At 67.5% G+C, this 23,390-nt stretch carries 25 protein-coding genes and 2 pseudogenes; 8 read left to right on the top strand and 19 right to left on the bottom strand.

Features of this window, described 5'->3' with window-relative positions; all coding sequences use genetic code 11:
- Positions 1 to 86: 86 nt before the first annotated feature.
- Positions 87 to 1,058 carry a Bug family tripartite tricarboxylate transporter substrate binding protein gene (locus M9799_RS17120; protein ID WP_231044843.1) on the top strand — a complete coding sequence of 324 codons (972 nt, stop codon included), beginning with the start codon at positions 87 to 89 and terminating at the stop codon, positions 1,056 to 1,058.
- Between the two features lie 145 nt (positions 1,059 to 1,203).
- Positions 1,204 to 1,722 carry a class IV adenylate cyclase gene (locus tag M9799_RS17115; RefSeq protein ID WP_231044842.1) on the top strand — a complete coding sequence of 173 codons (519 nt, stop codon included), beginning with the start codon at positions 1,204 to 1,206 and terminating at the stop codon, positions 1,720 to 1,722.
- A 32-nt stretch (positions 1,723 to 1,754) separates the two neighbouring features.
- Here M9799_RS17115 and M9799_RS17110 read toward each other — a convergent pair whose 3' ends face one another.
- The 5 genes from M9799_RS17110 to M9799_RS20595 all read right to left on the bottom strand — a co-directional run bounded on the left by M9799_RS17110 (position 1,755) and on the right by M9799_RS20595 (position 7,098).
- Positions 1,755 to 3,113: a type II toxin-antitoxin system HipA family toxin gene (locus tag M9799_RS17110; RefSeq protein WP_231044841.1), complete on the bottom strand. Its 1,359-nt coding sequence runs from the start codon at positions 3,111 to 3,113 to the stop codon at positions 1,755 to 1,757.
- The gene (locus M9799_RS17105) at positions 3,106 to 3,444 is read right to left on the bottom strand and encodes a helix-turn-helix domain-containing protein (RefSeq protein ID WP_263726105.1); all 339 of its coding nucleotides are present in this window, start codon (positions 3,442 to 3,444) and stop codon (positions 3,106 to 3,108) included. Before M9799_RS17105 ends, M9799_RS17110 begins: the two co-directional genes overlap by 8 nt.
- A 163-nt stretch (positions 3,445 to 3,607) precedes the next feature.
- Positions 3,608 to 4,306, bottom strand: a complete 699-nt coding sequence (locus M9799_RS17100; RefSeq protein ID WP_231044840.1) for an SDR family NAD(P)-dependent oxidoreductase — start codon at positions 4,304 to 4,306, stop codon at positions 3,608 to 3,610.
- A 20-nt stretch (positions 4,307 to 4,326) separates the two neighbouring features.
- Positions 4,327 to 4,911: a lipocalin family protein gene (locus M9799_RS17095; RefSeq protein ID WP_231044839.1), complete on the bottom strand. Its 585-nt coding sequence runs from the start codon at positions 4,909 to 4,911 to the stop codon at positions 4,327 to 4,329.
- Positions 4,912 to 5,013: 102 nt separating this feature from the next.
- The gene (locus tag M9799_RS20595) at positions 5,014 to 7,098 is read right to left on the bottom strand and encodes a tyrosine-type recombinase/integrase (RefSeq protein WP_304505212.1); all 2,085 of its coding nucleotides are present in this window, start codon (positions 7,096 to 7,098) and stop codon (positions 5,014 to 5,016) included.
- A 533-nt stretch (positions 7,099 to 7,631) separates the two neighbouring features.
- On the opposite strand from M9799_RS20595, the gene M9799_RS17080 reads away from it, so the two are divergent.
- On the top strand, positions 7,632 to 8,084 hold the full coding sequence (locus M9799_RS17080) for a DUF441 domain-containing protein (protein WP_231044837.1): 453 nt from the start codon (positions 7,632 to 7,634) through the stop codon (positions 8,082 to 8,084).
- Positions 8,085 to 8,163: 79 nt separating this feature from the next.
- Here the strand turns inward: M9799_RS17080 and M9799_RS17075 are convergent, their stop codons facing one another.
- Together M9799_RS17075 and M9799_RS17070 are read right to left on the bottom strand one after the other, a co-directional pair.
- Positions 8,164 to 9,330 carry an enolase C-terminal domain-like protein gene (locus M9799_RS17075; RefSeq protein WP_231044836.1) on the bottom strand — a complete coding sequence of 389 codons (1,167 nt, stop codon included), beginning with the start codon at positions 9,328 to 9,330 and terminating at the stop codon, positions 8,164 to 8,166.
- A gap of 17 nt (positions 9,331 to 9,347) precedes the next feature.
- Positions 9,348 to 10,331, bottom strand: a complete 984-nt coding sequence (locus M9799_RS17070) for a Bug family tripartite tricarboxylate transporter substrate binding protein (RefSeq protein ID WP_231044835.1) — start codon at positions 10,329 to 10,331, stop codon at positions 9,348 to 9,350.
- 104 nt (positions 10,332 to 10,435) lie between these two features.
- Between M9799_RS17070 and M9799_RS17065 the strand changes: the two genes are divergently transcribed.
- The 3 genes from M9799_RS17065 to M9799_RS17055 all read left to right on the top strand — a co-directional run bounded on the left by M9799_RS17065 (position 10,436) and on the right by M9799_RS17055 (position 12,365).
- Entirely contained in the window at positions 10,436 to 11,161 is a 726-nt protein-coding gene (locus tag M9799_RS17065; protein WP_231044834.1) for a GntR family transcriptional regulator, read from the top strand.
- Between the two features lie 131 nt (positions 11,162 to 11,292).
- A complete protein-coding gene (gene parS, locus M9799_RS17060) occupies positions 11,293 to 11,859 on the top strand; it encodes a type II RES/Xre toxin-antitoxin system antitoxin (protein WP_231044833.1) in 567 nt (188 codons plus the stop codon).
- Positions 11,856 to 12,365 carry an RES family NAD+ phosphorylase gene (locus M9799_RS17055; protein WP_263726088.1) on the top strand — a complete coding sequence of 170 codons (510 nt, stop codon included), beginning with the start codon at positions 11,856 to 11,858 and terminating at the stop codon, positions 12,363 to 12,365. The genes parS and M9799_RS17055 overlap by 4 nt, the downstream gene beginning before the upstream one ends.
- Before the next feature lie 3 nt (positions 12,366 to 12,368).
- On the opposite strand, the gene M9799_RS17050 is transcribed toward M9799_RS17055, so the two are convergent.
- Both M9799_RS17050 and M9799_RS17045 read right to left on the bottom strand, forming a co-directional pair.
- Positions 12,369 to 12,899 carry a hypothetical protein gene (locus tag M9799_RS17050; protein WP_231044832.1) on the bottom strand — a complete coding sequence of 177 codons (531 nt, stop codon included), beginning with the start codon at positions 12,897 to 12,899 and terminating at the stop codon, positions 12,369 to 12,371.
- 84 nt (positions 12,900 to 12,983) lie between these two features.
- Positions 12,984 to 13,475: a DUF6882 domain-containing protein gene (locus tag M9799_RS17045; RefSeq protein WP_231044831.1), complete on the bottom strand. Its 492-nt coding sequence runs from the start codon at positions 13,473 to 13,475 to the stop codon at positions 12,984 to 12,986.
- Positions 13,476 to 13,589: 114 nt separating this feature from the next.
- On the opposite strand from M9799_RS17045, the gene M9799_RS17040 reads away from it, so the two are divergent.
- The gene (locus M9799_RS17040; protein ID WP_231044830.1) at positions 13,590 to 14,027 is read left to right on the top strand and encodes a DUF4174 domain-containing protein; all 438 of its coding nucleotides are present in this window, start codon (positions 13,590 to 13,592) and stop codon (positions 14,025 to 14,027) included.
- 12 nt (positions 14,028 to 14,039) lie between these two features.
- Here M9799_RS17040 and M9799_RS17035 read toward each other — a convergent pair whose 3' ends face one another.
- A complete protein-coding gene (locus tag M9799_RS17035) occupies positions 14,040 to 14,453 on the bottom strand; it encodes a DUF1810 domain-containing protein (protein WP_231044829.1) in 414 nt (137 codons plus the stop codon).
- Positions 14,454 to 14,603: 150 nt separating this feature from the next.
- On the opposite strand from M9799_RS17035, the gene M9799_RS17030 reads away from it, so the two are divergent.
- A complete protein-coding gene (locus tag M9799_RS17030) occupies positions 14,604 to 15,233 on the top strand; it encodes a LysE family translocator (protein WP_231044828.1) in 630 nt (209 codons plus the stop codon).
- Positions 15,234 to 15,264: 31 nt separating this feature from the next.
- Here the strand turns inward: M9799_RS17030 and M9799_RS17025 are convergent.
- From M9799_RS17025 to M9799_RS16985, 9 genes and pseudogenes are all read right to left on the bottom strand, one after another.
- A pseudogene (locus M9799_RS17025) lies at positions 15,265 to 15,719 on the bottom strand (GFA family protein).
- A 156-nt stretch (positions 15,720 to 15,875) separates the two neighbouring features.
- Complete coding sequence (locus M9799_RS17020) at positions 15,876 to 16,748, bottom strand: isocitrate lyase/PEP mutase family protein (protein WP_231044826.1); 873 nt, start codon at positions 16,746 to 16,748, stop codon at positions 15,876 to 15,878.
- Between the two features lie 9 nt (positions 16,749 to 16,757).
- Positions 16,758 to 17,803 (bottom strand): annotated as a pseudogene (locus tag M9799_RS17015) (ABC transporter substrate-binding protein).
- A gap of 204 nt (positions 17,804 to 18,007) precedes the next feature.
- Positions 18,008 to 18,748: an ABC transporter ATP-binding protein gene (locus M9799_RS17010; RefSeq protein ID WP_231044824.1), complete on the bottom strand. Its 741-nt coding sequence runs from the start codon at positions 18,746 to 18,748 to the stop codon at positions 18,008 to 18,010.
- The gene (locus M9799_RS17005) at positions 18,732 to 19,580 is read right to left on the bottom strand and encodes an ABC transporter ATP-binding protein (RefSeq protein WP_263726082.1); all 849 of its coding nucleotides are present in this window, start codon (positions 19,578 to 19,580) and stop codon (positions 18,732 to 18,734) included. The genes M9799_RS17010 and M9799_RS17005 overlap by 17 nt, the downstream gene beginning before the upstream one ends.
- Positions 19,577 to 20,548 (bottom strand): branched-chain amino acid ABC transporter permease, encoded by a 972-nt coding sequence (locus M9799_RS17000; protein WP_231044822.1) that lies wholly within the window; start codon positions 20,546 to 20,548, stop codon positions 19,577 to 19,579. The genes M9799_RS17005 and M9799_RS17000 overlap by 4 nt, the downstream gene beginning before the upstream one ends.
- A 9-nt stretch (positions 20,549 to 20,557) precedes the next feature.
- Positions 20,558 to 21,421, bottom strand: a complete 864-nt coding sequence (locus tag M9799_RS16995) for a branched-chain amino acid ABC transporter permease (RefSeq protein WP_231044821.1) — start codon at positions 21,419 to 21,421, stop codon at positions 20,558 to 20,560.
- Positions 21,422 to 21,437: 16 nt separating this feature from the next.
- Entirely contained in the window at positions 21,438 to 21,968 is a 531-nt protein-coding gene (locus M9799_RS16990) for a 3-isopropylmalate dehydratase small subunit (protein WP_231044820.1), read from the bottom strand.
- Positions 21,965 to 23,263, bottom strand: coding sequence for a 3-isopropylmalate dehydratase large subunit (locus M9799_RS16985; protein WP_263726079.1), 1,299 nt, complete (start codon positions 23,261 to 23,263; stop codon positions 21,965 to 21,967). The genes M9799_RS16990 and M9799_RS16985 overlap by 4 nt, the downstream gene beginning before the upstream one ends.
- Between the last annotated feature and the right edge of the window lie 127 nt (positions 23,264 to 23,390).

The raw sequence follows: 23,390 nt of genomic DNA, 5'->3' as shown, positions 1-23,390 counted from the left end.
GGCGATTGAAAAAGTATTGGACCATATAGCGGGGCGTGCCGAGAATGCCGCAAAAAGCCAAATCGATCTCTCAAGGAAGACAAGCAATGACATCGCGCTCTCACTGGACCCTCGCCACGGCCTTGCTGGCCGCCTCCTGCCTGCCCCTGGCGGCACATGCCGCGGGCTATCCCGACAAGGCCATCACGGTGGTGGTGCCCTACTCCCCGGGCGGCGGCGTCGACATCATCACGCGGCTGATCACCACGCCCATGTCGCAGGCGCTGGGCCAGAGCATGGTGGTGGACAACAAGCCCGGTGGCGGCACCAATATCGGCATGTCCGCGGTGGCGCGCAGCCCGGCCAACGGCTATACGCTGCTGACCTCGTCCAATACGTTGACCACCAACAAGGCGCTGTATTCCAAGCTCAACTTCGACCCGCTGAACGACTTCGTGCCGATCGGCCGCATCGGCGAGGCGGCGCTGGTGGTGGTGGTGAACGCCAAGTCGCCCTACAAGACCCTGGGCGAGCTGGTGGCCGCGGGCAAGGCCAAGCCCGATGCGCTGTCCTTCGGCACCGCGGGCGTGGGCAGCTCGGGCCACATGGCCAGCGAGCTGCTGCTGCGCGCCGGCAGCTTCAAGGCGGTGCATGTGCCCTACAAGGGCGGCTCCTCCGCCGTGACCGACCTGCTGGGCGGCCGGCTGGATTTCATGGCCATCAATCCGCTGGAAGTCGTCAGCCACGTGAAGAACGGCTCGCTGCGCGCGCTGGCCATGCTCAACACCAAGGGCTCGCCGCTGCTGCCCGAGGTAAAGACGGCGCAGTCGCTGGGCTACAACGTGCAGGCCACGGTCTGGTGGGGGCTCAATGCGCCCAAGGGCACGCCTGCCCAGGTCGTCGAAACGCTGAACAAGGCCTTGAATACCGCGCTGGCCACGCCCGAAGTGAAGACCCGGCTGGCCGAGATCGGCGCCAGCCCCGTGGGCGGCACGCCGGCAGAATTCGCGCAGTTCATCCAGGCCGAGTCCGCTTCGCTGGGCGAGCTGATCAAGGCGGCGGGCATCACTGCCGACTGAAGCGCGCAACGGCGCCTGCCGGCGGCAGCGCGCCGAGAAAAACACTGACACCCGCCAATGCGCCGAAGTCGCCACAATGGCGGGGCGTGAAACCGGACAAGCCGGTCCATGGGCCGTTGCCAGGCGGGAGGAGGGTTTTGCAACCATGCCGCGCAATGTCGAAATCAAAGCCCGCATTGCCGACATCGAGCAGGTCGCCTGCCTTGCCGCAGCCCTGGCCGATCACGGGCCCACGGAGATCTTCCAGGACGACACCTTCTTTCGCTGCGCCAAGGGCCGGCTGAAGCTGCGCGAGTTCGCGGCCGGGCATGGCGAGCTGATCTTCTATCGGCGCCCGGGCCAGGCGGGGCCGAAGGCGTCGTTCTACCTGCGCACTGCCACCTCCGAGCCGGCGCATCTGCGCGCAGCCCTGGCGCTGGCCTATGGCGTATCGGGGCAGGTCGTCAAGCGGCGCCGGCTGTTTCTCGCCGGCAGGACGCGCATCCATCCCGACCAGGTGCAGGGGCTGGGCAGTTTCCTGGAACTGGAAGTGGTCCTCGAGGAGGACGAGCCAATGGATGGCGGTGTGCGCGAAGCCGAGAGCCTCATGCGGCGGTTGGGGATCGATGTGGCGCAGTGCGTGGAACAGGCCTATGTGGATTTGCTGGCCGGCGATGCGCGGTGATGCATTGCCGGCATTTCCTGCCTGGCAGCCTATCAGCGTCTGAGCCGCCGCCGTCCGCTTTGCCGGGGGGCATGCAGCGCCTGCACGGCCTGTGCCAGCAGCGCGGGCGAATCGACGATGCTGTAGCTGAGGGCGAAGGCCGCCCGGGTGTCGTTGACGACGGCATCGGCATAGGCCGGCGGGCGCCGGTCCGCCAGCGGTGCAAGGGCCTGGCGCAGCGTTGCTTCCCAGCGGTCCACGATCATTTCGCTGGTTTCCAGCAGGTATTGCGCCGCTTCTTCCGCAGCCATGCCGAAGTGGCCTGACGCCGCGATCAGCCGTTGCGGCTCCACTCCCGCGCTCCCATCCGCGCCCGTCGCCATGGCCAACACGGGCATATGGCTTGCGCCATGCTCCTGCGGCGGGCGCCAGATGGGCGTGATGTCGAAGGCGGGGGCCAGTTGCCAGGCGCCGTCGACGAACAGCAAGCCGTGGTTGCGCGGATGATCGTCGACGTTGCCCACCAGTGCATTGAACGCCATGCGCTTCCACAATTGCTGCAACTGGCGCATCAGCATCGACGGGTCCGCGTTGCGGCCCCAGATCCTCATCCTGTCGGCCAATATCGGGTACGAGCGCAACGCGTGGCCCCGGACGGCGGCTGGCGGCAGTTGCAGGACCGTATGGGCAGACGCAAACAGGCTTCGCTGCGGCGTCCCGGGGTTTCCTGCCCGGTCGAAACGTTCCACCATGAGCGCCTGATGGGGTCCCACGGTCTGCAACCGGACCGGTGCCGCGTCGATGTCCGCCTGCGCCGCCAGCGTCATCGCGGCGTATTCCATGGCTGGCATGCCCTGTCGGTCGCCGCGGTCCTGCATCTTCACGAGCCAGAGACGGCCCTGGTGCGCAAAGGTGGCTTTCGGACGCTCGCCGCCCGCGCTCGTTGCGGCATCCCCGTTGGCTCTTCGCATGGCGCGCGATCCCGGAGCACCTTCTTCCAGGCGCTCCAGTTCGTGCTGCAGCCCCTCGATGGACGGGGGCGACCAACGCAGCTTGCGGTCGATATCGTGGCAGACCTCGATCGCGCTCACGCCGTCCGCTGGCCCCGCTTCCAGAAGCTCCAGTTCGGTGAGGTCGCGTTGGTATCGGTCGTGCAGCTGCGCGTTCAGCCGGTCCTGCCCATAACCCGCGGGTTTGGCATCGAGCAGCACACCCGGGAGTTCCTGCGTGGTCAGCACTGCAGGCTTCAGGCGAAGCTCGACGGGATCGAGCGCCGGTGTGCCAACGGCTTGCGCCAGGTAGGCAGGGTCGTACTGGAACCGGTAGCGCCTGCCATCGCTCGACAAGGCCGCGGCCCGCACCGGCTCGGTCGCCCCGGGCAGCCATGCCCAGACCGGGGTCGAATCAGGCATCGGGCTCTCTCCTCACCACATGGGGCCGTTCCGCCAGAGGCGGCGGTTGCAGCCGCTCGCGCGCATAGTCGACCAGGCCAGGATCTGCCTGGAGCTCGAACAGCTTGCCCGTCTGCTCCAGAACTCCGAGCGCCGACATGAGCTTGAGAAGGTTGCCGATGGAGACTCCGTCATGGCCGCCTTCGACGGCCGCCACGGTGCTGATGCCTACATCCGCCAGATGCGCCAGATCGGCCTGGGTGAGATGCCGGGCCTTGCGCACCACTGCGGCACGAGTGGCCAGGCTAGCGAGCTCCCGCTGGACCACGACCGGAACCGGGGACTTCTGCAAGCGATGGCACCTAGTATCTGGCATAACAATGATTTTAAATGGATTTTCGTTGTTATAGCAATGAAACACGCGGCCATACGTTGTTTGCCCGGCGTCCATGGTCAAGCATGGGTCCAACTGGTTGGCGCGACAGCTCATGTCGTGCCAGCGTCCTTCGGCCGCGTCACCAGGGCAGGCGCTGCCCGTCCCAGGACCAGAAACCGCCGCTGTCTTCGGGACCCAAGCCATCGAGCACCGCCAGCAGTTCGCGCGCCGCATCCCGCGCGGGCCGGCCAATCTGCGCGCCGCGAAAGGGCGCCGACAGGGCGGAGTCCACCGTGCCCGGGTGCAGTGCGGCCAGCACCGCCTGCGGATGGGTGCGCGCCATTTCAATGGCCGCGGTCTTGAGCACCATGTTCAGCGCCGCCTTGGAGGCGCGGTAGCTGTACCAGCCGCCCAGGCGGTTGTCGCCAATGCTGCCGACCTTGGCCGACAGCACCGCGACCAGGCTGCGCTCGCGGCGCGCCAGCAGCGGCGTGAAATGCGCCAGCGCCAGGGCCGGGCCGATGGTATTGATGGCAAAGCTCGCCGCCAGATGCCCGGCACGCAGATCGGCCAGGCGCTTTTCCGGGCCGCCGCTTGGGCCCTGCAGCATGCCGGTGGCAATGATCAGCAGATGCCAGGGCTGCTGTGGATGCAATGCCTGGGCGGCCTCGGCCACGCTGTCGGGCGCCGTGAAGTCGATGCCGGGATCGGTATCGCGTCCCAGCGTGCGGACTGCGGCGCAGCGCGGGTCGGCGCGTAGGTGCTCGGCGAGTGCGCCGCCGATGGCGCCGGCCGCGCCCAGCACCAGGGCGCGATAGCCTTCGGGCAGGGATTGCATTGGAGTCCCCGGCGCGGCGCTCACTGCTGGCCGGCTCGGTCGTGGCTGACCCAGATCAAGGCATCGGTGTCCACGCCCAGCGCCCTGGCGCGGGCCAGGATCGCGGCCCTGGTGGCTGGATCGAGGCTTTTCTCGCGCGCCAGGATCCAGCTGGAATCCAGCTCGGACCCCACCACCAGCGCCCAGTGGTAATCGGCATCGAGCGCGGCCACATGGTAGCCGCCGTAGAACGGCCCGAAGAACGAGACCTTGAGCGAGCCGGTGGTGGGCTCCCCGGTGAACCGCGCCTTGCCCACGGCTTCGCGCCACTCGCCCTTGGCCGGCGAGAAACCGCGGTTGATCACCTGCACGCTGCCATCGGTCTGCGGGGTATAGGTGGCGGTCACATCGGTGAGGCCGCGCTCGAAGGAATGGTCGAGGCGCGCGATCTCGTACCAGCGGCCCTGGTAGCGCTGCAGATCGAAAGGGCTGACGGCCTGGACACCCGGCGGTGCGCTGGTGCTGCCGCAGGCGCTCAGCAGCACCGACCCGGCAAGCCCGATGGCCAGCAAGGCCGCGCCGGCAAGACGCGGCAAGCCGCGCGGTACATGGGGAGGTCGGGACATGGGACGAGGCTCCTGCTTGTCTTAAGGAAAGCCCCAGGATACGGCAGGTGCAGCGCACAGCGGCCATCGGCGCCCATGCCAGACGGAACTCGCGCGCCGCGCCTACACCGCCGCCTCGACCCCCAGCACCGCCGCCACGCGCGAGGACATGTCCGCCTTCACATAGATGCCGGTGGTGGAGATGTCCGCATGGCCCAGCAGCTGCTGCACCACGGCCAGGTCCTTGCCGCTCGAGCGCAGCGACTGGTGCGCGAAGGTGTGACGCAGCCAGTGGGCCGAGGCCTTGAGGAAGTCGGTGTCGCCCGCGCCGGGCTGCTGCTGCACCTGGCGGAAGAAGTTCTTCAGCACGCCATGCAGCCGCGCGGCCGACAGCGCGCCGGTGGCGTTGGCTTCGCGCCGCGCATTCGAGGCCAGGTCGCCGATGGTGCCGTCATTGCCCAGCGCCAGGCGTTCGTCCAGCACGCCCAGCAGCGGGCAGTCCTTCTTCGGCATGTCGGCGTAACTGGCCAGCGCGCCCGAGTCAATCAATGCCAGGCGGTCTTGGTAATGGGCTTCCAGCGCCTGCAGCGTCTCGGGCTTGAGCGGCACCATGCGCTCGCGGTTGCCCTTGCCGGCAAAGCGCAGCGCCCAGATGTCGGAATCCATGTTGTCCAGGCGCACGCGCTCGATGTGTCCCCAGGTCATGTTAACGGCCTCGGCGCGGCGCAGTCCCGCAGTCTGCAGCAGCAGCAGCGCCGCGCGCAGGCGGCGCTTGACGGGGCCGTCCGGCATTTCCTGCAGCGTGGTGCGGATGGCCTGCAGCGCCTGGTTGGAGAAGGAGCGCATGACGTCCATCTGCATGTCGCGGCGCCTGCTGCCGCGCACGCTGGCCACCGCGTTCGCATCGAGGTAGCCACTGGCATGCCAGTCGCGGTACATGGTGGCGATGGCGCTCATCGTCTGGCGGATGCTCAACTCGGCCAGCGGGCCGCGCAGCGGGCGCCAGTCTTCCGAGCCCTTGGTGACGGGCGCCTTCTGGCACCAGTGCGCGGGCGGCGCGCGCAGGAATTCCTTGAAGGCCAGGAAGTCCTCGGTGGCCAGCGAGGACAGGGTGGTGCGGCGCTCGACCAGCGCCCAGAGCACCAGCCGCTCGATGGCGCGCCGGTAGCTGTCCTGCGTGGCGGCGGACTTCTCCGAAAGCGTGGCAAACCAGGCCTCCACCGCCTCGCGGTCGGTATGCGCCTTGAGGGTGTTGGGCCGGTGCGAACGGAACAGGCCGTCGTCGCCCAGCATTTCCAGCGGCCAGGCCAGTGACTCCAGCGGTACCAGCCCAAAGATCTCGGGCGTGGCGGGGCTGCCCAGCGTTGCCGGCAGCAGCGAGGCCGCGGGCGTGAACTCCGCGTAGATCATCTCCTGCGCAATGCGATGATGGATGCGCACGCCGATCGCCTCCTGATGGTCGGACAGCCACAGCAGCACCCGCTGCGCGCGCGTGCGGCCCACGCCGGGCAGCTGCGCATACCAGCGCCGCCCCTGCAGGTTGATCCAGCCGATCGCATCGCCCAGGCTCAGCACGCCATGCACGCGCAGCTTGGCGCAGATCGCGGCATCGAGCCACAGCTGCGTGGGGTCGGTGCCCTGCGGGTGCTGCGCCACATGCGCCTGCACCCAGTGCAGTGCCTCGAGCTTGCCGCGCAGGATCTCGGCGGCCGTCGGGCCCGCGCCCTGCACGCGGTCGCCGAGCTGCTCGCGGTAGAGCTCGATCAGCTCCTTCTCGCTGAACATGTCCTCGGCAAAGCCCGCGGCGAATTCCTCGAGGGTAGGCAGCTCGGGCGTGGGCGCGGCCCGGGCCAGCAGCTGCGCCAGGATGCGCGTTCCCTGCTCGCGGTCGGGCAGGTTCTGCAGCGCCAGTTCGATGCGCTGCTCGAGCTGTTCGCGGTAGGCGCCGGCCGCGCGCCGGTCCATGCTGCCCAGGTGCAGCAAGTAGCGGTTGGCAGCCAGCTTCTCGTCGATGCCCTGCAGCACGGCGCGCAGGAAGGAAGTCTCGCTGGCCGAGATGCGCGCGCCGGCGCTGGCGATCTTCGCCTTGGCGCCCGGTGGCCGGCCGCGGCGGCGCCTGGGGCGCTCGGCGGCTTCCTGCGCTGGCGGGTCTTCTTCGATGTCGACCACTTGCAAGCGGTCGATGGGCTGGCCTAAGGGCTCACGCATGCTGGATTCAAACGGGGGAAACGGATGGCTGCATCATATATTTCCGTGCGCTACTTCCATTGGTCGCTCCCATCAGCCCTTGACTACGCCACCGGATTCAGCCAGGAATTTAGCCGCTAAAAAAGCCGCCATCCACATGGCCGCGGGAGCAGCCAGACAACACAGCCCGCATGGCGATATGCGGAATCGGTCGTTGCCCGCAGCGACGGCCAAGTGCAATTGCTTTTGCTGCGGTGAAAAGCGGCTCAGCCCATCTGCATGATTTTGTGCCGTGTGGACCTGTTCAGGCACCTGATGCAGCGGCAGGGGCAAGGTCTTCGGGACGCGTGACAAAACACGCGCTGACTACTGCCCTGGGGAGCGGGCGATGCCCGGCAGCGGCGGGCCGCTGCCGTTGGCAACCCCACGCCGCCTGGCGCCCGGCGCTTCTGCGTCTTGCCCCGCATGGCCGCCAGCCAGGCGCAAGCTGCCAAAGATGCGAAAATTTTGCTTTTTACTCACCGACCTGCCGCGGCGCTTGCGGCGGTCCCGCCATGTCCCTTCTCGACCCCACCATTCTCGTCTTGCTGGCCCTGGCCGTGGTCAGCATGTTTGCCGGCAACCATACCGTGGCGGCTGCCATGGCGGTGCTGATAGTCATTCGCGTCACGCCCCTTGCGCTTTATTTCCCCTGGCTGCAAAAGCATGGGCTCAATATCGGCATCTTCCTGTTGATGGTGGCGGTGATGGTGCCCATTGCCAGCGGCAAGATTCCGGCCATGGACCTGCTCAAATCCTTCACCCACTGGAAGTCGGCGGTGGCCATCGTCGTTGGCATTTTCGTCGCCTGGCTCGGCGGGCGGGGCGTGACGCTGATGGCGGCGCAGCCGGGCGTGGTGGCCGGGCTGATGGTCGGCACGATTCTCGGGGTGGCGTTCTTTCGCGGGGTTCCGGTCGGGCCGCTGATCGCGGCGGGGGTGGTTTCGCTGCTGATCGGCAGGTCGTGAGCGCTGCCCGGGCGCTGGCGGCAGGGCGGGAACGGGATGTGACCATCCCTGCCCCCCCGCCATGCCCGTCCAGGCGTGCTCAGCAACCGAGCTGGCGGATGAGTGGCGCGAGTTCGCGCTTTTGCTCCAGCCCGAAACCCGGCGCTTCGCTGGGCCGCACCTTGGCATTGCGGATCTCGCAGGCCTGCGAATAGCCGCCAAAGGGCTGGAACACGCCGGGATAGGCCTCGCAGGCCCCCAGCCCAAGGCCAACGACGATATGCAGATTGATCAGGTGGCCGCCGTGCGGCACGGCCTGGCGCCGGTCGAAGCCATGCGACTCGAGGATCTCGATCATGCGCGCATACTCCGTCAGGCCATAGCTCAGGCCCGCGTCCATCTGGAAGATGTCGTGCCCGGGGCGCATGCCGCCGAAGCGCACCAGGTTCAGCGTGTCGATGGCGGAAAACAGGTTCTCCCCGGTGGCGACCGGCCCGCCATAGGCTTCGATCGCCTCGCGGTTGAGCTGGAAGTCCAGGGGATCGCCGATCTCCTCGAACCAGCGCAGGCCGAGCGGCTTCAGTTCCTTCGCATAGGCCAGCGCGGTGGGCAGGTCGAAGCGTCCATTGGCATCGACCATCAGGTGGGCGGGGCCGCCGGCCACCTCCAGGGCCTCCTCGACGCGCCGCATGTCTTCGGCCAGCGGGGCGCCGCCGATCTTCATCTTGAAGCTCTCGAAGCCCAGGTCGCGGTAGCTCTGGAACTCCTCGCGCAGCGACTTGCCCGCGCCAGACGCGTAGTAGTAGCCTCCGCCGGTATAGACCTCCACTGCCTCGGCCTGCGCAGTGCGGCCGAATGCGCGGGCAATCGTGGCATAGGCCGGTTCCTCGGCCAGCTTCGCATTCAGGTCCCAGACCGCCAGTTCGATGGCCGCGGCGGCGCCGGCCCGATCGCCATGCCCGCCCGGCTTCTCGTTGCGCATGATGGTGGCCAGAACCTTGGCGGCGTCGAACTGCCGGCCGTCCTCGGCCAGCAGCGAGGCCGGCGCCGCGGCCAGCAGGCGCGGGATCATCCGCGTCTGGATGATCCCGCTCTGGGCGAATCTTCCAATGGAGTTGAAGCCCAGCCCGATGACCGGCTTGCCATGGCGCACCACGTCCGTGATGAGCGCCACCAGCGAGACCGTGTGCTCGGAAAAATTGACGACCGCGTTGGCCACGGCGCCTTCCAGGGGAACCGCGAGCTCGCGGATATCGACGATGCGCATGCTGTGCTTTCCTGTTGTCATTCGGGCTGGATGCCGGCGGCCTTGATGACGGAGCCCCATTTCGCCAGCTCGCTGGCGATGAACTGCTCGAACTCCGGCGCGGAGCTGGCAATGGTCATCATTCCCAGGCCGTCCAGGCGCGTCTTGACCGGCTCCTGCGCCAGCACCTTCTTGAGGTCGGCGTTGATGCGGTCGCGCAGGCCCGGGTCCATGCCCTTGGGGCCGGCGATGCCCAGCCACCCCAGCGCGTCGAAGCCGGGAACGCCGCTTTCGGCGATGGTCGGCACGTCGGGCAGCTGCGGCACGCGCTGGGCCGTGGAGACCGCCAGCACGCGCATCTTGCCGCCCTTGACGTGGGGCAGCACGCCCGGCAGCGAATCGACCATGGCCTGCAGCTGCCCGCCGATCAGATCGGTGTAGGCCGGCGCACTGCCACGGTAGGGAATGTGCTTGATCGGCATGCCGGTGCGCTGCTTGAGCAGCTCGAAGGTCAGGTGCTGGAACGAGCCCACGCCGCCCGAGCCATAGCTGAGCGTGTTGGGCGCGGCCTTGGTCGCGGCCAGCAGGTCCTGCAGCGTCTTGTAGGGCGAGTCCGCCGCCACCACCAGCGCCTGGGCCACGCCGGCGACGTTCATGATCGGCGTGAGCTCACGCGGGTCGTAGCCCGGGTTGCGGTACAGATGCGGGGCCGCGGCCAGCGGCCCGCTCGAGCCCAGCAGCAGGGTGTGGCCGTCGGCGGCGGCGCCGGCCGCGGCCTTGCTGCCCAGCGTGCCGCCCGCGCCGCCTTTGTTCTCCACGACCAGCGATTGCCCCCACAGCTTGCCCAGCGGCTCGCCCAGCACGCGCGCCAGCACGTCGCCGCTCTGGCCCGCGGTGAAGGGCACGATGATCGTGACCGGCTTGGCGGGATACCTGCCAGCGGGGGTTTGGCTCCAGGCGGGCGCGGCAGCGGCTGCGATGGCCGCGAAGGCAAGGGACAGGTGAAGGCTTCGGCGTCTCATGGCATTCCTTGGTGATGATGACGGATGCTATATTTGTCCCAATGTTTGATATGTAGGGACATATCCGATGAACATATGCCGTACATACGAGGGGAGGAAAACCGATGGCCGTTGCCATGTATCAACAGATCGCCGAAGAGCTGATCCAGCAGATCCGGGCCGGGGAGCGGCCGGTCGGCTCGTTGCTGCCGACCGAACTGGCGCTGATGGCGTCCTATCGGACCAGCCGCAACACGGTGCGCATGGCCTTGCAGCAGCTTCAGGCGCGCGGCCTGATCTCGCGCCGGCGCAACCGCGGCACGATGGTCGAGGCGCTGCCCGGAGGGGTCGCCACGTTCACGCAGTCGCTGTCGTTCGACAACCTGGTCACGCTGGCCAGCACGGCGCAGCGCACCATGCTCGATTCTGCGGATGTGGTTCTGGACACCGCTGCCGCCAAGGCGCTGCAGTGCCAGCCCGGCTCGCGCTGGTGCCGCCTGTCGATGCTGCGCAGCGTGGCCGGCAAAGCCAAGCCGCTGGGGTGGACCGATGCCTATATCGATCCCCACTACCGCCAGGTGATCGCGCTGGCCGAGCAGCAGCCGGCCAAGCTGCTGGCCGACCTCATAGAGACCGAATTCGGCCGGCGCATCGAATGCGTGGAGCAGACGGTGTCGTGCTGTTCGGTGGACGAGGACATGGCGCAGCCGCTCGGCGCGGCGCGCGGCACGCCGGCGCTGCGAGTGCTCAGGCATTACCGCGACGCGGCGCGCGCCGTGGTGATCGTGACCAGCACGCTGTACCCGGAGAACCGGTATTCGATCGTCTCGGTACTGGCCAGAAACGCATGAGCTGCATGATGTCCCGATGCCACGCGCGCAAGAGCCCGCATATCCGCCGCAAAACCCGCATTCTTGCAAAATGCGGATGATGGCTTAAACTCACCATTCAAGAGAATGATTTCTCTCAAATGGAGAAAAGTATGAAAGCAACTTCCGGCATGCATGGCCGTGCCAAGCGCGGCAAGGGCGGCACCGGCACCACCGTTCCTGGATGGTCCGTTCTGCTGACCCAAGGCAGCGGCCTGGAGCCGTCAGTGGATGCCAAGGCGCCGACGCTCTATACCTATCTCTATGAATTGAGCCCGCTCAGGAGCATCGACCTGGCGCGCGATGGCGTGCCGGCCTCGGCCATCGAGGTGGTTGCGCAGGCCATGGACATGCCCGTGGCGCGGGTGCAGAAGGCACTGAATCTGCCGGCCTCGACGGTGGCCCGGAAGATCAAGTCGCAGGAGAACCTGCCAGTCGACCAGAGCGAGCGCGTCATCCAGGCCATGCGGCTGATCGGCCTGGCCGAGCGGCTGGTGGATGAATATGGCGATCCCGAGCTCAGCCAGGGCTTCGATGCCGCGCGCTGGTTCGGGGAGTGGATCGAGGAGCCGAATCCGGCGCTGGGCATGCAGAAGCCCGTCGAGCTGCTGGACACTGCGACCGGCGCCGGGCTGGTGGAATCCCTGCTGCACAAGATGGTTTCCGGGGTCTACGCGTGACGCAGTCCCCGGGGACCGTCTCGTATTGGCGCATAGCGACCCGCGGGCGTACCTGGGAGCCCACCGACCTCAGCGGCGGCGGTGGCGCGGCCACCGGGGGCCGGTGGAACGAGAAAGGGGTGCCTGCCGTCTATGCCGCGACCAGCGTGGCGCTGGCGTGCCTGGAGACGCTGGTGCACATGAACCAGGGCGGGTTGCCGATCGCGCGGTACCTCGTCGAGCTTGAAGTGCCGCGCGACGTTGCCGAGAAGGCAGGCCGCATGGAGCTGCCGCAGGACTGGAACGCACTGCCCACCAGTTTTGCCGCGGCCCAGGCCGGCACCGAATGGCTCAAGTCCAGGGCGGGCCTGCTGCTGCTGGTGCCATCGGTCATCGTTCCCATGGAAAACAATGTTCTGCTCAACCCCGCGCATCCCGACCTGGCGAAGGTGAGGGCCGTCAACCACGGGCCCTTCCGCTATGACGGCCGCCTGGTGCAGATGCTTGCCAAGCCGGGCCGCAGATAGTGCTCACTGCAGCTTGGGCTCTTCGCTGCCGTCCAGTCCCAGCTCCTGCGCCGCACGCTGGATTTGCGCCATCTGGTAGTCCTGCACCGTATGCCGCGACGACACCACGCGGTGGTCCGGGCCGGGAACCAGCAGCCAGGCGCTGGCGCCCTCGTCATGTGGATGCGGCATGGCGAACATCAGGAACTCGCAGTCGATGCCCCAGACGTCGTCGACCTCCATCTCCCGGCATTGCGCGGGTACATGCAGGAAGCTCACGCGCTCGCTGACGGCCGCCAGAAAGTCCTCGTCCTGCGCGTCTTCGGCATCCGGTGCGCCCTGGATCGGGTCGATGAAGGTGATGATGGCCGTGCTGCTGAATGCGCCATGCTCCCACTCGGGCGCTTCGCGCTGGAACATCAGGGTGGCCCTGCCGGTGAAGGCAAAGCCCGACTGGTCGTCGCCATAACGGAAGCTTCTGGCCGCGGCCACCGCCTGCGCGTAGCCTTCGTCGTCGATGCCCACGAAGCCAAGGTCCTCGGTGATGCTGCTCATGTTTCCATCCAAAAAATCAAGCCCGGTCCAGATATCCGGACCGGGCCGTGTTGCATTGCCCGATTATCGCCGCGCCAGCGCTGCTCAATGCAGCCGTTCGCGCTGGACTGGCTCAACGCGCAGATGCAGCAGCGTGAAATACAGCGTCACATCGCCTTGCTGGTCGATGAAGGTGCCGACGGCACGCTGCAGCCGCGCCGCGATGCCCAGGCACTCCATGGCTTCGGGGCGGCCGCCGGAAATGCGCGCGGTTGTGAGCAGCGCCAGCTGGTGCTCGCGGCCGAATTCATGCACCACCTCCAGCGCCTGCCCGTGCTGGCGCGGAATGGCTTCGTTGGCCCAGCTCCACACGAAGCTGCCCTCGCTGTCGCTGGTGGTGCCCACCAGGCAGGCGGTGGCGACCACCGGGCCGAGGGAGCCTTCGAACGTCAGGGTTGCGCTTTCCAGATCCCAGGTGCAGGCGGGCGCTGCGTCCAGGCCATACTCGCGCGGCCATTGCGCGTTGTTGCGCACCATGCTTTCGGCGGCCTCGCGGCTCCAGGCGGTCCAGTCGGTGGCTTGTGGTTCGGTGCTCATTGCGGATCCCTTTGATTTCCTTGCGGTATTGTCGGCCAAGACACAGTGCCGGATGGGCCTGCCGTCCTCGGGGCGATTCGTGGACATGGGTGCGCAAGCGGCAATACTGGTTCCATGCAGCCCAACTTCATCACCCGTACCGCCGCCGTGCTGGCTCTTGCATTACCAGCCGGCGCCTCCTACGCCCAGGGCAATCCGCTCGAAGCCGAGCGCTGGAAGACGCGGCCGGTGGTCGTGGTCGTGGCGCAGCCGGGCGACCCGCTGCTCGCCCGGCTGCGCGCCACCCTGGGCGAGACCGCTGCGCGCGAGGCCTTTCGCGAACGCGAGATGGTGCTCTACACGGTAGTAGCCGGGGAGGGCCGGCGCAACGACCAACCCCTGGAGAAGGCACAGACTGCGGCGCTGCTGAAGGCGCTGCAGCTCGATGCGCGCGGGCCGTCGAGCTTCGTTCTGGTCGGCAAGGATGGCGGAGTGAAGCTGCGCGAAGGCCCGTCCATCGATCTTCAGGAAGTTTTTGCCGAAATCGACCGGATGCCGATGCGCCAGCGCTAATGCCTGGGGCTTTCAGCCCTCGAGCATGCGTTCGGTTCGCGCATCGCGGGTCTGCAGGCGCTCGAGGATCTGCGCGAAGATGGAGTCCTCCCGGGCGCTGGCGCGGCTGAACAGCGTCATGCTGGAGATGAACTTCTGCGCATCGACCGTGCCGAACAGCCGCGCCAGGGGCGTATTGCTCTGCATCGCCGCCTGTGCCGCCTGCTCCAGCCGCGGTCCCAACACGGGATGCTGCAGATAGCGCCGGGCTTCTTCCAGGCCGTCGATGCCGAAGCGCCTGGAGGTTTCGCTGTGCCCCAGTCCCAAAAGCTGCGGGAAGACGAACCACATCCAATGGGTGCGCTTTTGCCCGGCGCGCAGCTCCTGCATGGCGGCTTCGAAGACGCCTTCCTGCGCCTCGATGAAATGCTGGAAATCGTGGGCCATGGACTTTTCCTTCGTGCGGCAGAGATGGCGATGATGATGGCAGAAGCGGCTTTGTTCAAGGCTGCAGCCGTTGTCCGGTTCACGCCGGCAAGGCGATATTCAGGCTAAGCTGCCGGCCTTGTCCGCATTTGCCCGCTCGAAGCTTCTTTCATGGTTGACGTTCCCTCCCTACTGGCCTTCGTGGTGGCCGCATCGATCCTGACGCTCACGCCCGGCGTGGATACCGCCATGGTGCTGCGCGCCATGGCGGTCGACGGGCGCCGGCCTGCATTGCTGGCATCGGCCGGCATTGCCCTGGGCTGCCTCGCCTGGGGCGCCGCGGCCTCCCTGGGGCTGGGGGCGCTGGTGCATGCTTCGCAGACCACCTATGCCATGGTCAAGATCATGGGGGCAGCCTATCTGATCTGGCTGGGGGCAAAGCTGCTGCTGAATGCGCGTGCGACGGTGGAAAATGCCGCAGCGGATGCTCTGCCGCGCGCCCGGGCGGGCGCCTTCTGGCGCGGTTTGCTGACGAATCTACTCAATCCCAAGGTCGGCGTTTTCTACGTCACCTTCCTGCCCCAGTTCATTCCGGCAGGCGCCGGCGTGGCGGGCTATTCCTTTTTGCTGGCCTGCCTGCACGTGGCACTGACGCTGCTGTGGTTCGGCGTGCTCATTGCCGCCACCGCGCCGGTGAGCGCATTGCTGCGCCGCCCGGGTGCGGCGAAGGCACTGGACCGCCTGACCGGCTGCATCTTCGTCGGGTTCGGGTTGAAGCTGGCGGGCTCCTCGTCGAATTGAGCGCGGCGCCCATGCCATCGCGATCGGATGCTCAGTCGTCGTCCTCCGCGGGATCGGCATCGTAACGCAGCCAGCCCGCAATCCGGGCCTTGCCGTCCGCGCTGTCCCTGGGATGGACGACACCGTCACTGACCGGCACCTCGGCAAAGTCAAGGGGCTCATGCCCTCGATGCACGCCACGTTGATGCCGTATTGGTCGGGAGAGGAGCGGCGCTGGTGGAAGGTGTAGATGCCGCAGCGCGAGCAGAAGTAATGCCGGGCTTCGCGGGTGTTGAACTGATAGAGCGTCAGGGCCTGTGCGCCCTGCAGCACCTCGAGGTCGCCCACGTGGGCGGAGACCGCCACCGCCCCCCGCATGCGGCAATAGGAGCAGTTGCAGCGGCGCGCGCTGCGCAGCCCGTCGCTCAGCCGCAGCGCGAAGCGCACGGTGCCGCAGTGGCATGCGGCCTGGTAGAGCACGCGTTCGTCGGGAAAGCCTTCATTCATGGCGCCCATTCTCTGGTTTGCGCGAGCGCTTGTCCATGTCTGTCCAAGAAGCGGCGCAGGCCAGGCAGATGCTGCACGCCGGCTGCAGTCCCGGATCGCAGCCACGCCTTGCAGCCAGTGCCCGCCCCTGGCACCGGCTGCAAGCGGCCGGCGCGCTCACCCCAGCTCGTACTGCGCCTGGCGTTCCTCCAGCGCCTTCCAGCCGATCACCTGCTTGAAGTCGGCCATGCTGGTCTGCCCGCAGGGCAGGCCGTCGACATCGCCGGTGCGCCGCGCCGCCAGCGTCGCCAGGTTCTTCTGCAGCGCATGCACGGTGCTCATCAGCGTGACCACCGGGTAGGTGGCGAAGGCGGCGACGTCCTCGATCTGCGAGCGCGTGAGGCGCGACATCCACAGGCCCTGCATCAGCTGCAGCGACAGGCGCCGGCCCGAGGCCTCGCGCAGCCGCACCAGGTCCTCGTAGCCCCTGAAGGTGCGCGAAATCGGCTGGATCAGGTCGGCGCCGGCTTCGGCGAAGCGCGCCGCGCGCTCGATGGCTTCCTCGGGATCGGCCACGTCGGTGCGCGCGACGATCAGGAAGTCCGGGTCCTGGCGCGCATCCACGGCGGCCTTGATGCGCGCCACCGCGTCGGGGATCGACACCACCGGCGTCACTGCCGCGGCGGCCGGGCAGCGCTTGGGGCTGATCTGGTCCTCGATGGAGATCGCCGCCACGCCGGCCTTCTCGAACTCGCGCACCGTGCGCGCGACGTTGAGCACGCCGCCATAACCCGTATCGCCATCGGCGAACACCGGCTTCTTCACGATGTTGACGATATGGTTCACGACGCCGAGGTTCTCGGTCAGCGTGTAGACCTCCATGTCGGGCTGGCCCAGCAGCGAGGCGGAGATGCCGAAGCCGGTGGTGAAGACGCCGTCGAAGTCCGACTGGTCGACCAGCAGGGCGGACAGCGCGTCCTGGGCGCCAGCCATCCAGAAAGTGGGGCCGGACTGGATGCGTTCACGAAGTTGCTTGCGCTCGTTTTTCATGGCGGTTCCTCAGCGTTGCACGGGGTCGATGTAGTTGCCCAGGGAGACGAACTTCTGCTCCTTGAGCTCCATCAGCGCCACGCCGGTCTGGCCGCGGCGCGCGTAGGGGCCGGCATTCAAGGGCTGGAAAGTGATCTTCGGGCCGATCTTCTGGTCGAAGTCCTTCATGCCGTCGAGCGCGGCCACGACCTTGGCGCGGCTGGGCTCGGCGCCGGCGCGGTTCAGCGCCTCCACCGTGACGGCCGCGGCCGAGTAGCCCATCAGCGCCATCGAGGTCGGCGCCGACTTGGGGTAGAGCTTGGCGTAGCGCGTGAAGAAGGACTGGATGGCCGGATTGCTTCCGTCCACCGCGTCGTAATAGGACGCCACGTACAGCTTCGATTGCGTCTTGCCCAGTAGCTCGATGAACTTGGGGTCGTTGAGGCCGCCGGCGCCGAACACCGTCGGCTTCCAGCCGAGCTTTCCGCGCTGCGGAAGAACTGCACCGCTTCCTGGCCCAGCGCGTAGACGATCACCACGTCGGGCTCGGCCTGCTTGAGCTTGAACACCTGCGAGGTCAGGTCGGTGGCGAAACGCTCGAAGGTCTGGGCCTCGACCAGCTTCATGCCGTGCTTTTCCAGGCGCTTGACGGCGATGTCATAGGCCGGCTTGCCCCAGCCGTCGTTCTGGTAGAGCATCGCGACCTTCTTTGCCTTGAGCACCTCGACCGCGTTGTCGATATAGGCCGCGGTTTCGGTGGACTGCGGCGAGGGCAGCACGTAGAGCAGCTCGCGCGGCGGGCTCGAGGTGAGGTCCGAAATGCTCATCGCGCCGATCGTCGGCACTTTCTTGGTCGAGCTGTACTCGTAGGCGCTGATGTTGGTCGCATGGCCGATGTTGCCGACCATGGCGAAGACCTTGTCGCGCTCGACCAGCAGCTTGGCGTTGGCCACCGACTTCGCCGGCTTGAGCTCGTCGTCATAGGTGATCAGCTTGAGCTTGCGGCCGTTGACGCCGCCCTGCTCGTTGACCATGTCGAAATAGGTGCGCATGCCCTCGTCCACGGCCTTGCCCATGTAGGCCAGCGTGCCCGACAGCGGCTGCGACGAGCCTAGCACGATCTCCTTGGCCAGCACGCCTTCGGCCTTGTTCTCGAAGGCCTGCGCGCCCAGGTGCAGGCCCATCAGGGCGGCGGCCGCGGCGGCGAGCACAGTGCGGCGGGAATTGCGTTGAATCATGCTTTTGTCTCCTTGGTTATGAATGCGAAAGAAACGCTAGGCTCAGCCGCCCAGATAGGCGCGGCGGATGTCTTCGTTGCCCACCAGCTCGGCGGCCGGGCCCTGCATCACCACGCGGCCGGTCTCGATGACATAGCCCTCGTCGGCGATGTCGAGCGCGATGTCGGCGTCCTGCTCGACGATCAGCAGCGTGAGCTTCTCGCGGTCGCGGATGGCGCGCAGCGTCTCGAAGATCGCGTCCTTGAGGATCGGCGCCACGCCCATCGAGGGCTCGTCGAGCATCAGCAGCCGCGGCTTGGCCAGCAGCCCGCGGGCGATGGCCAGCATCTGCTGCTCGCCGCCCGAGAGCGTGCCGGCGCGCGAGGCGATGCGCTCCTTCAGGCGCGGGAAGTACTCCAGCACGCGGTCGATGTCGCCGCGCACCTCGGCCGCCGGGCGGGTGTAGCCGCCCAGCACCAGGTTGTCGCGCACGCTCAGCTGCGCAAAGACCATGCGGCCCTGCGGCACATGGGCGATGCCGCGGCGCACCAGCGCCTCGGCCGGCACGTTGGCGATGGACTGGCCGTCGAAGAGCAGCTGCCCCCCGCTCACCGGCAGCAGGCCCGAGAGGGCGCGCATCAGCGTGGTCTTGCCCGCGCCATTGGCGCCCAGCACGCAGACGATGCTCGCCTGGGGCACGCGCAGGCTCACGCCGTGCAGCGCGCGGATCTTGCCGTAGCCCGCAGTCAGGCCGTCGACGCTCAGCAGCGCCGCCGCCGTGGATGTTTCAACGCCGTTTGCCACTCTTGCCTCCTCCGAGATAGGCCTCGATCACTGCGGGATGGGTTTCGATTTCCCGGGGCGTGCCCTGGGCCAGGAAGGCGCCGTTGTGCATGACGGTGATGCGGTCCGAGATGGACATCACCAGCGGCATGCTGTGCTCGATCAGCAGCAGCGTGGCGCGGGCGCTGGCCTGCAGCCGCTTGAGCGTCTCGCCCAGCGCGTCGATCTCGCGGTTGTTCATGCCGGCGGCGGGCTCGTCCAGCAGCATCAGCCGCGGCTCCAGCGCCATCGCGCGCGCCAGCTCGACGAGCTTTTGCGTGCCGTAGGGCAGGTCGCGCACCACCGCATGGGCATGCGCCTGCAGATTCAGGTCTTCGAGCAGCCGCTGCACATGCTCGCGTTCGGCGCGCTCTTCGCGGCGCTGGCGCGGCAGGCCCAGCAGCGCCTCGGCCAGCGTCGCGCGCATGGCGATCGAGCGCGCGATCAGCACGTTGTCGAACACCGTCAGCTCGGCGAACAGCTCCAGGTTCTGGAAGGTGCGGGCAATGCCCAGCCGCGCCACCTGGTGCGCCTTGCGGTCCAGCAGCTCGACCTCGCCGTTGGCGGTGCGCAGGCGCATCGAGCCCTGCTGCGGCGTGTAGAAGCGGCTGATGCAGTTGAGCATCGTCGTCTTGCCGGCGCCGTTGGGGCCGATCAGCGCGTGCACCGTGCCGGGCATGACGTCGAAGCCCACGTCCTGCACGGCAACGATGCCGCCGAAGGCCATGCGCACGTTCCTGATGCTCAGCAGGGGGGCGGCGGCCTGCGCAGCCGCCGGAGCCGAAGAGGATCTCATCTGAACGACGGTGCTCATTTCGCCACCCCGCTGTCCGCGATATCCGCCGCGGGCAGGCGCCGGCGCTTGAACAGGCTGGCCAGCCCGTCGGGCAGGAACATCAGCGCCAGGATCATGGCCACGCCATACAGCGCGCGCTGGAACTGGTCGAAGCCCAGGTAGGTCAGCAGCTGCGGCGCGCCGATCACGAACACCGCGCCCAGCACCGAGCCCAGGATCGAGCCCAGCCCGCCGACGATGACCATCGAGACGAAGCTGATCGAGACCATGATGCCGAACAGCGAGGGGTCGATGAAGCGCACCAGCGGCGCGTAGAGCGCGCCCGACAGGCCGGTGTAGAAGGCGCACACGCCGAACGCCACCAGCTTCAGTGCCGTGGTGTTCAGGCCCAGGGCGCGCGCGGCGGTGTCGCTGCCCTTGATCGCCAGGAAGCCGCGCCCGAAGTGGCTGCGCGCCAGATTGCGCGCCACCCACAGCGCGCCCGCCAGCACGACGGCGGCAAACAGGTGATAGCCGCGTTCGTCCAGCGCCCAGCCGAACAGCGTGGGCCCGGGCGCGCCCATGCCGTTCTCGCCGCCCGAGAGCTCGCCGCCGGACTTGGCGATCTCCACCGAGATCATCACGAAGCCCAGCGTGGCGATCGCCAGGAACACCTCTTCCAGCCGCAGCACCGGCAACGCCAGCAGCAGGCCGACCACGGTGGCGATGGCCGCGGCAATGAACATCGACAGCACCAGCGGCACGCCGAAATGGGTGGTGAGGATGGCCGAGCCATAGGCGCCGATGCCGAAGAACACCGCGCCGGCCATCGAGATCAGGTTGGTGTAGCCCGTCAGGATGTTGGTGCCGAAGGACGCCAGCGTGTAGATGATCACCAGCGTGAAGATGTAGAGCACATAGCCGCCCGGCACCAGCGGCGCCAGCACGAACAGCAGCACGAAGAGCAGCGGCCCGAGCCAGGGGAATTGGTCGAAGACTTTGGTCATGGGGCCTCCTCAGACTTTCTTGACCTGGGCGCGCGCCAGCAGGCCGTGCGGCCGCAGGATCAGGATCAGCAGCATCACGATGAAGGGCACCGCGTCCTTCCACGCCGAGGACACATAGGCGCCCGTGAGGTTGGAGGTCACGCCGATGATCACGCCGCCCAGCAGCGCGCCGGGCATGCTGCCGATGCCGCCGAGCACCGCGGCGGCAAAGGCGAAGTGCAGGGCGTGCTGCATCATCGAGAAGTGCACGAAGGTCAGCGGCGCGATCAGCAGGCCGGCCAGCGCGGCGATCACATGCGACAGTGCCCAGGCCAGCGCGTAGATGCGCTTGATGGGAATGCCCATCAGCCGTGCGGCCGTCGGGTTCTCCATGGTGGCCTGCATGGCGATGCCCAGGCGCGTGAAGCGAAAGAACGCGAACAGCAGCGCCGCGAGCGTGGCGCAGACGGCAACGATGCCCAGGTCCAGCCCCGAGACGATCACGCCGCCGACATCGATGGGGGCGGAGGGGAAGATGCCGGGCAGCTCCTGCGTGTCCTTGCCCCAGACCCAGATCGCCAGGTCGCCGAACACCAGGAACAGCCCCAGCGTGCAGATGGCCGAGGACAGCAGCGCCTTGCCGATGAAGCGGCGGATGATGAAGCGCTCGATCGCCATGCCCAGCGCCGCGCCGAAGATGAGCGTCAGCGGCACCACCGCCCACAGCGGCAGGCCGAGCTTGAACAGCGTATAGGCGACGAAGGCCGACAGCATGGCGGCCTCGCCATGCGCGAAGTTGAGAATGCCGGTGGCCTTGAACACCATCACGATGCCCAGGGCGATCAGCCCGTAGATGGCGCCCAGGGCGACGCCGCTGACAATCATCTGCAACATGCTGTGCTCCTGCGCGTCATGCGGCGGCAGCGGCGCGCTCGCGCGCCAGCCGGGCCTTCAGATAGGGGGTGAAGCCGCCGGCCTCGATGGTCGCGCGCTCGGTGGACGACCAGGGCTCGAAGGGCAAGGCCGCGCCCGATTGCTGGTTGACCACCACGCCGCGCTCCCAATCCACCCGCAGCCGGTCCCAGCGCTGCGTGGCCGCGCGGATGCCGGGGCAGGTGATCAGCGGAAAACCCATGCTGATCTCGCCGCGGAAGAACCCTGGCGAGAAGGACTCGGCAATGACGCCCGCCACCCCCAGGTGGCGCATGGCGCGCATGGCCGGGTAGTGCGGATGGCCGTAGCCGAAGTTCGCGCCTCCGACCAGCAGGTCGCCGCGGGCGACGCTCCTGGCGAAATCCGGGTCGTAGCTGGTCATGGTGACGGCGGCCAGCTCGTTGATATCGGTGATCTTGATGTTCTTGATGCCGACGATCAGATCGATGTCGAAGTCGTCTTCGGTGAAGACCCAGGCCGCGCGGCCGTGCAGGGTGGGCAGTGTCATGCGGGGATTTCCTGTGCGGTGGCGACGGAGGTGACGGATGCGAGATAAGGCCGGGGGTCGGCAATGCAGCCTTCGAGCGCCGAGGCCGCGACCACGGCGGCGTTGCAGATGAAGATCTCGGAATCGGCGCTGCCCATGCGCCCGGGGGTGTTCAGCGTGCCGGTCGAGACCGCGCGCTGGCCGTCCGTCATCGTGGCGATGCGGCCGTAGCAGTAGTCGCAGCTCGACGAGCTGATGAACGCGCCGGCGTCCACCAGGGTGGAGATCAGCCCTTCGCTCGCGGCCTGCGACATGATGGCCTGCGAGGTCGGCACCACATGCAGCTGGAAGCCCGGCTTGATCCTGCGCCCCTTGAGCACCTCGGCGGCCACGCGCAGGTCCTCCAGCCGGCCGCTGGCGCAGCTGCCGAGGTAGCCCATCTGCACTTCCAGGCCCGCGTATTCGCTCAGGTCGCGCGTGTTGGCGGGGCTGGGCGGCGCCACCACGATCGGCGCCAGGTCGCTGATATCGATGCGGTGCACCTGGTCGTAATGCGCGTGCGCATCCGGGTACACGGGATCGAGCGCGATCTTGGCCCGGCCCTGGGCATGGGCCAGGGTCTTGGCGTCGGGGGCGATCAGCATCGTGGTGGCACCCAGGAACATCGCCTGGCCGCAGATCGTCTGGCGCCCCTCGATGCTCATCGCGTCGATGACCGGGCCGCACAGCTCCACCACCTTGAAGCGGCACGACGCCGGGCCCAGCACCCGCACCAGGTGGTGGAAGATGTCGCGCGCCATCACGCCCGGCTGCACCGTGCCCGTGACCTCGATCTTCACGGTGCCCGGCACCACCAGCGCCATGCGCTCGGACACGAAGGTCTCCAGCACGCTCTTGCGCGCGCCGATGGCCAGCGTGCCGAAGGCGCCGAGCTGGCTCACATGCCCGTCGAAGTGCACCGCGAAGGCCCCGGGCGTGGCATAGCCGAGCTCCGCCGACACCTGGTGGCCGATGCCCTCGCGCTCGTGCACCGGCACGCCCTGCTCCTTGCCCCAGGCGCGCGTGATCTTGTGCAGCTCCTCCTCCTTGGGCGCGGCCGCCGGAACCATGTGGTCGATGAACAGCACGAAGCGCTCCGGGCTGGGCACATGCGCCACGCCGAAATCCTCCTTCGCCTCCTTGAAGAACACGTCGGTGTACCCGGGGAAGTCATAGGCAATCACGAAATCCGGCCGCGCCAGGATTTCATCGCCCGCTCGCACCGCAGGCAGTCCCGCGACCCGGGCGAGGATTTTTTCGGTCATCGTGTATGGCATGAGGCGTTGTCCCTTTTATCCACAATGTGGTGGTTATTCGATGGGTTGATGACAGATTAAAAAATCAAAGCAGCGTCCGTATCGAGTGGGTTAACCCTAGATTGCCCACGATGTGGATTGGAATTAA

Origin of the sequence: Comamonas endophytica (assembly GCF_023634805.2) — a bacterium.
In the GTDB taxonomy this organism is placed as follows: Bacteria; Pseudomonadota; Gammaproteobacteria; order Burkholderiales; family Burkholderiaceae_C; genus Comamonas; species Comamonas endophytica.
The sequence above is the reverse complement of the archived record's forward strand: the minus strand, read 5'-3'. Positions and strand labels throughout refer to the sequence as shown.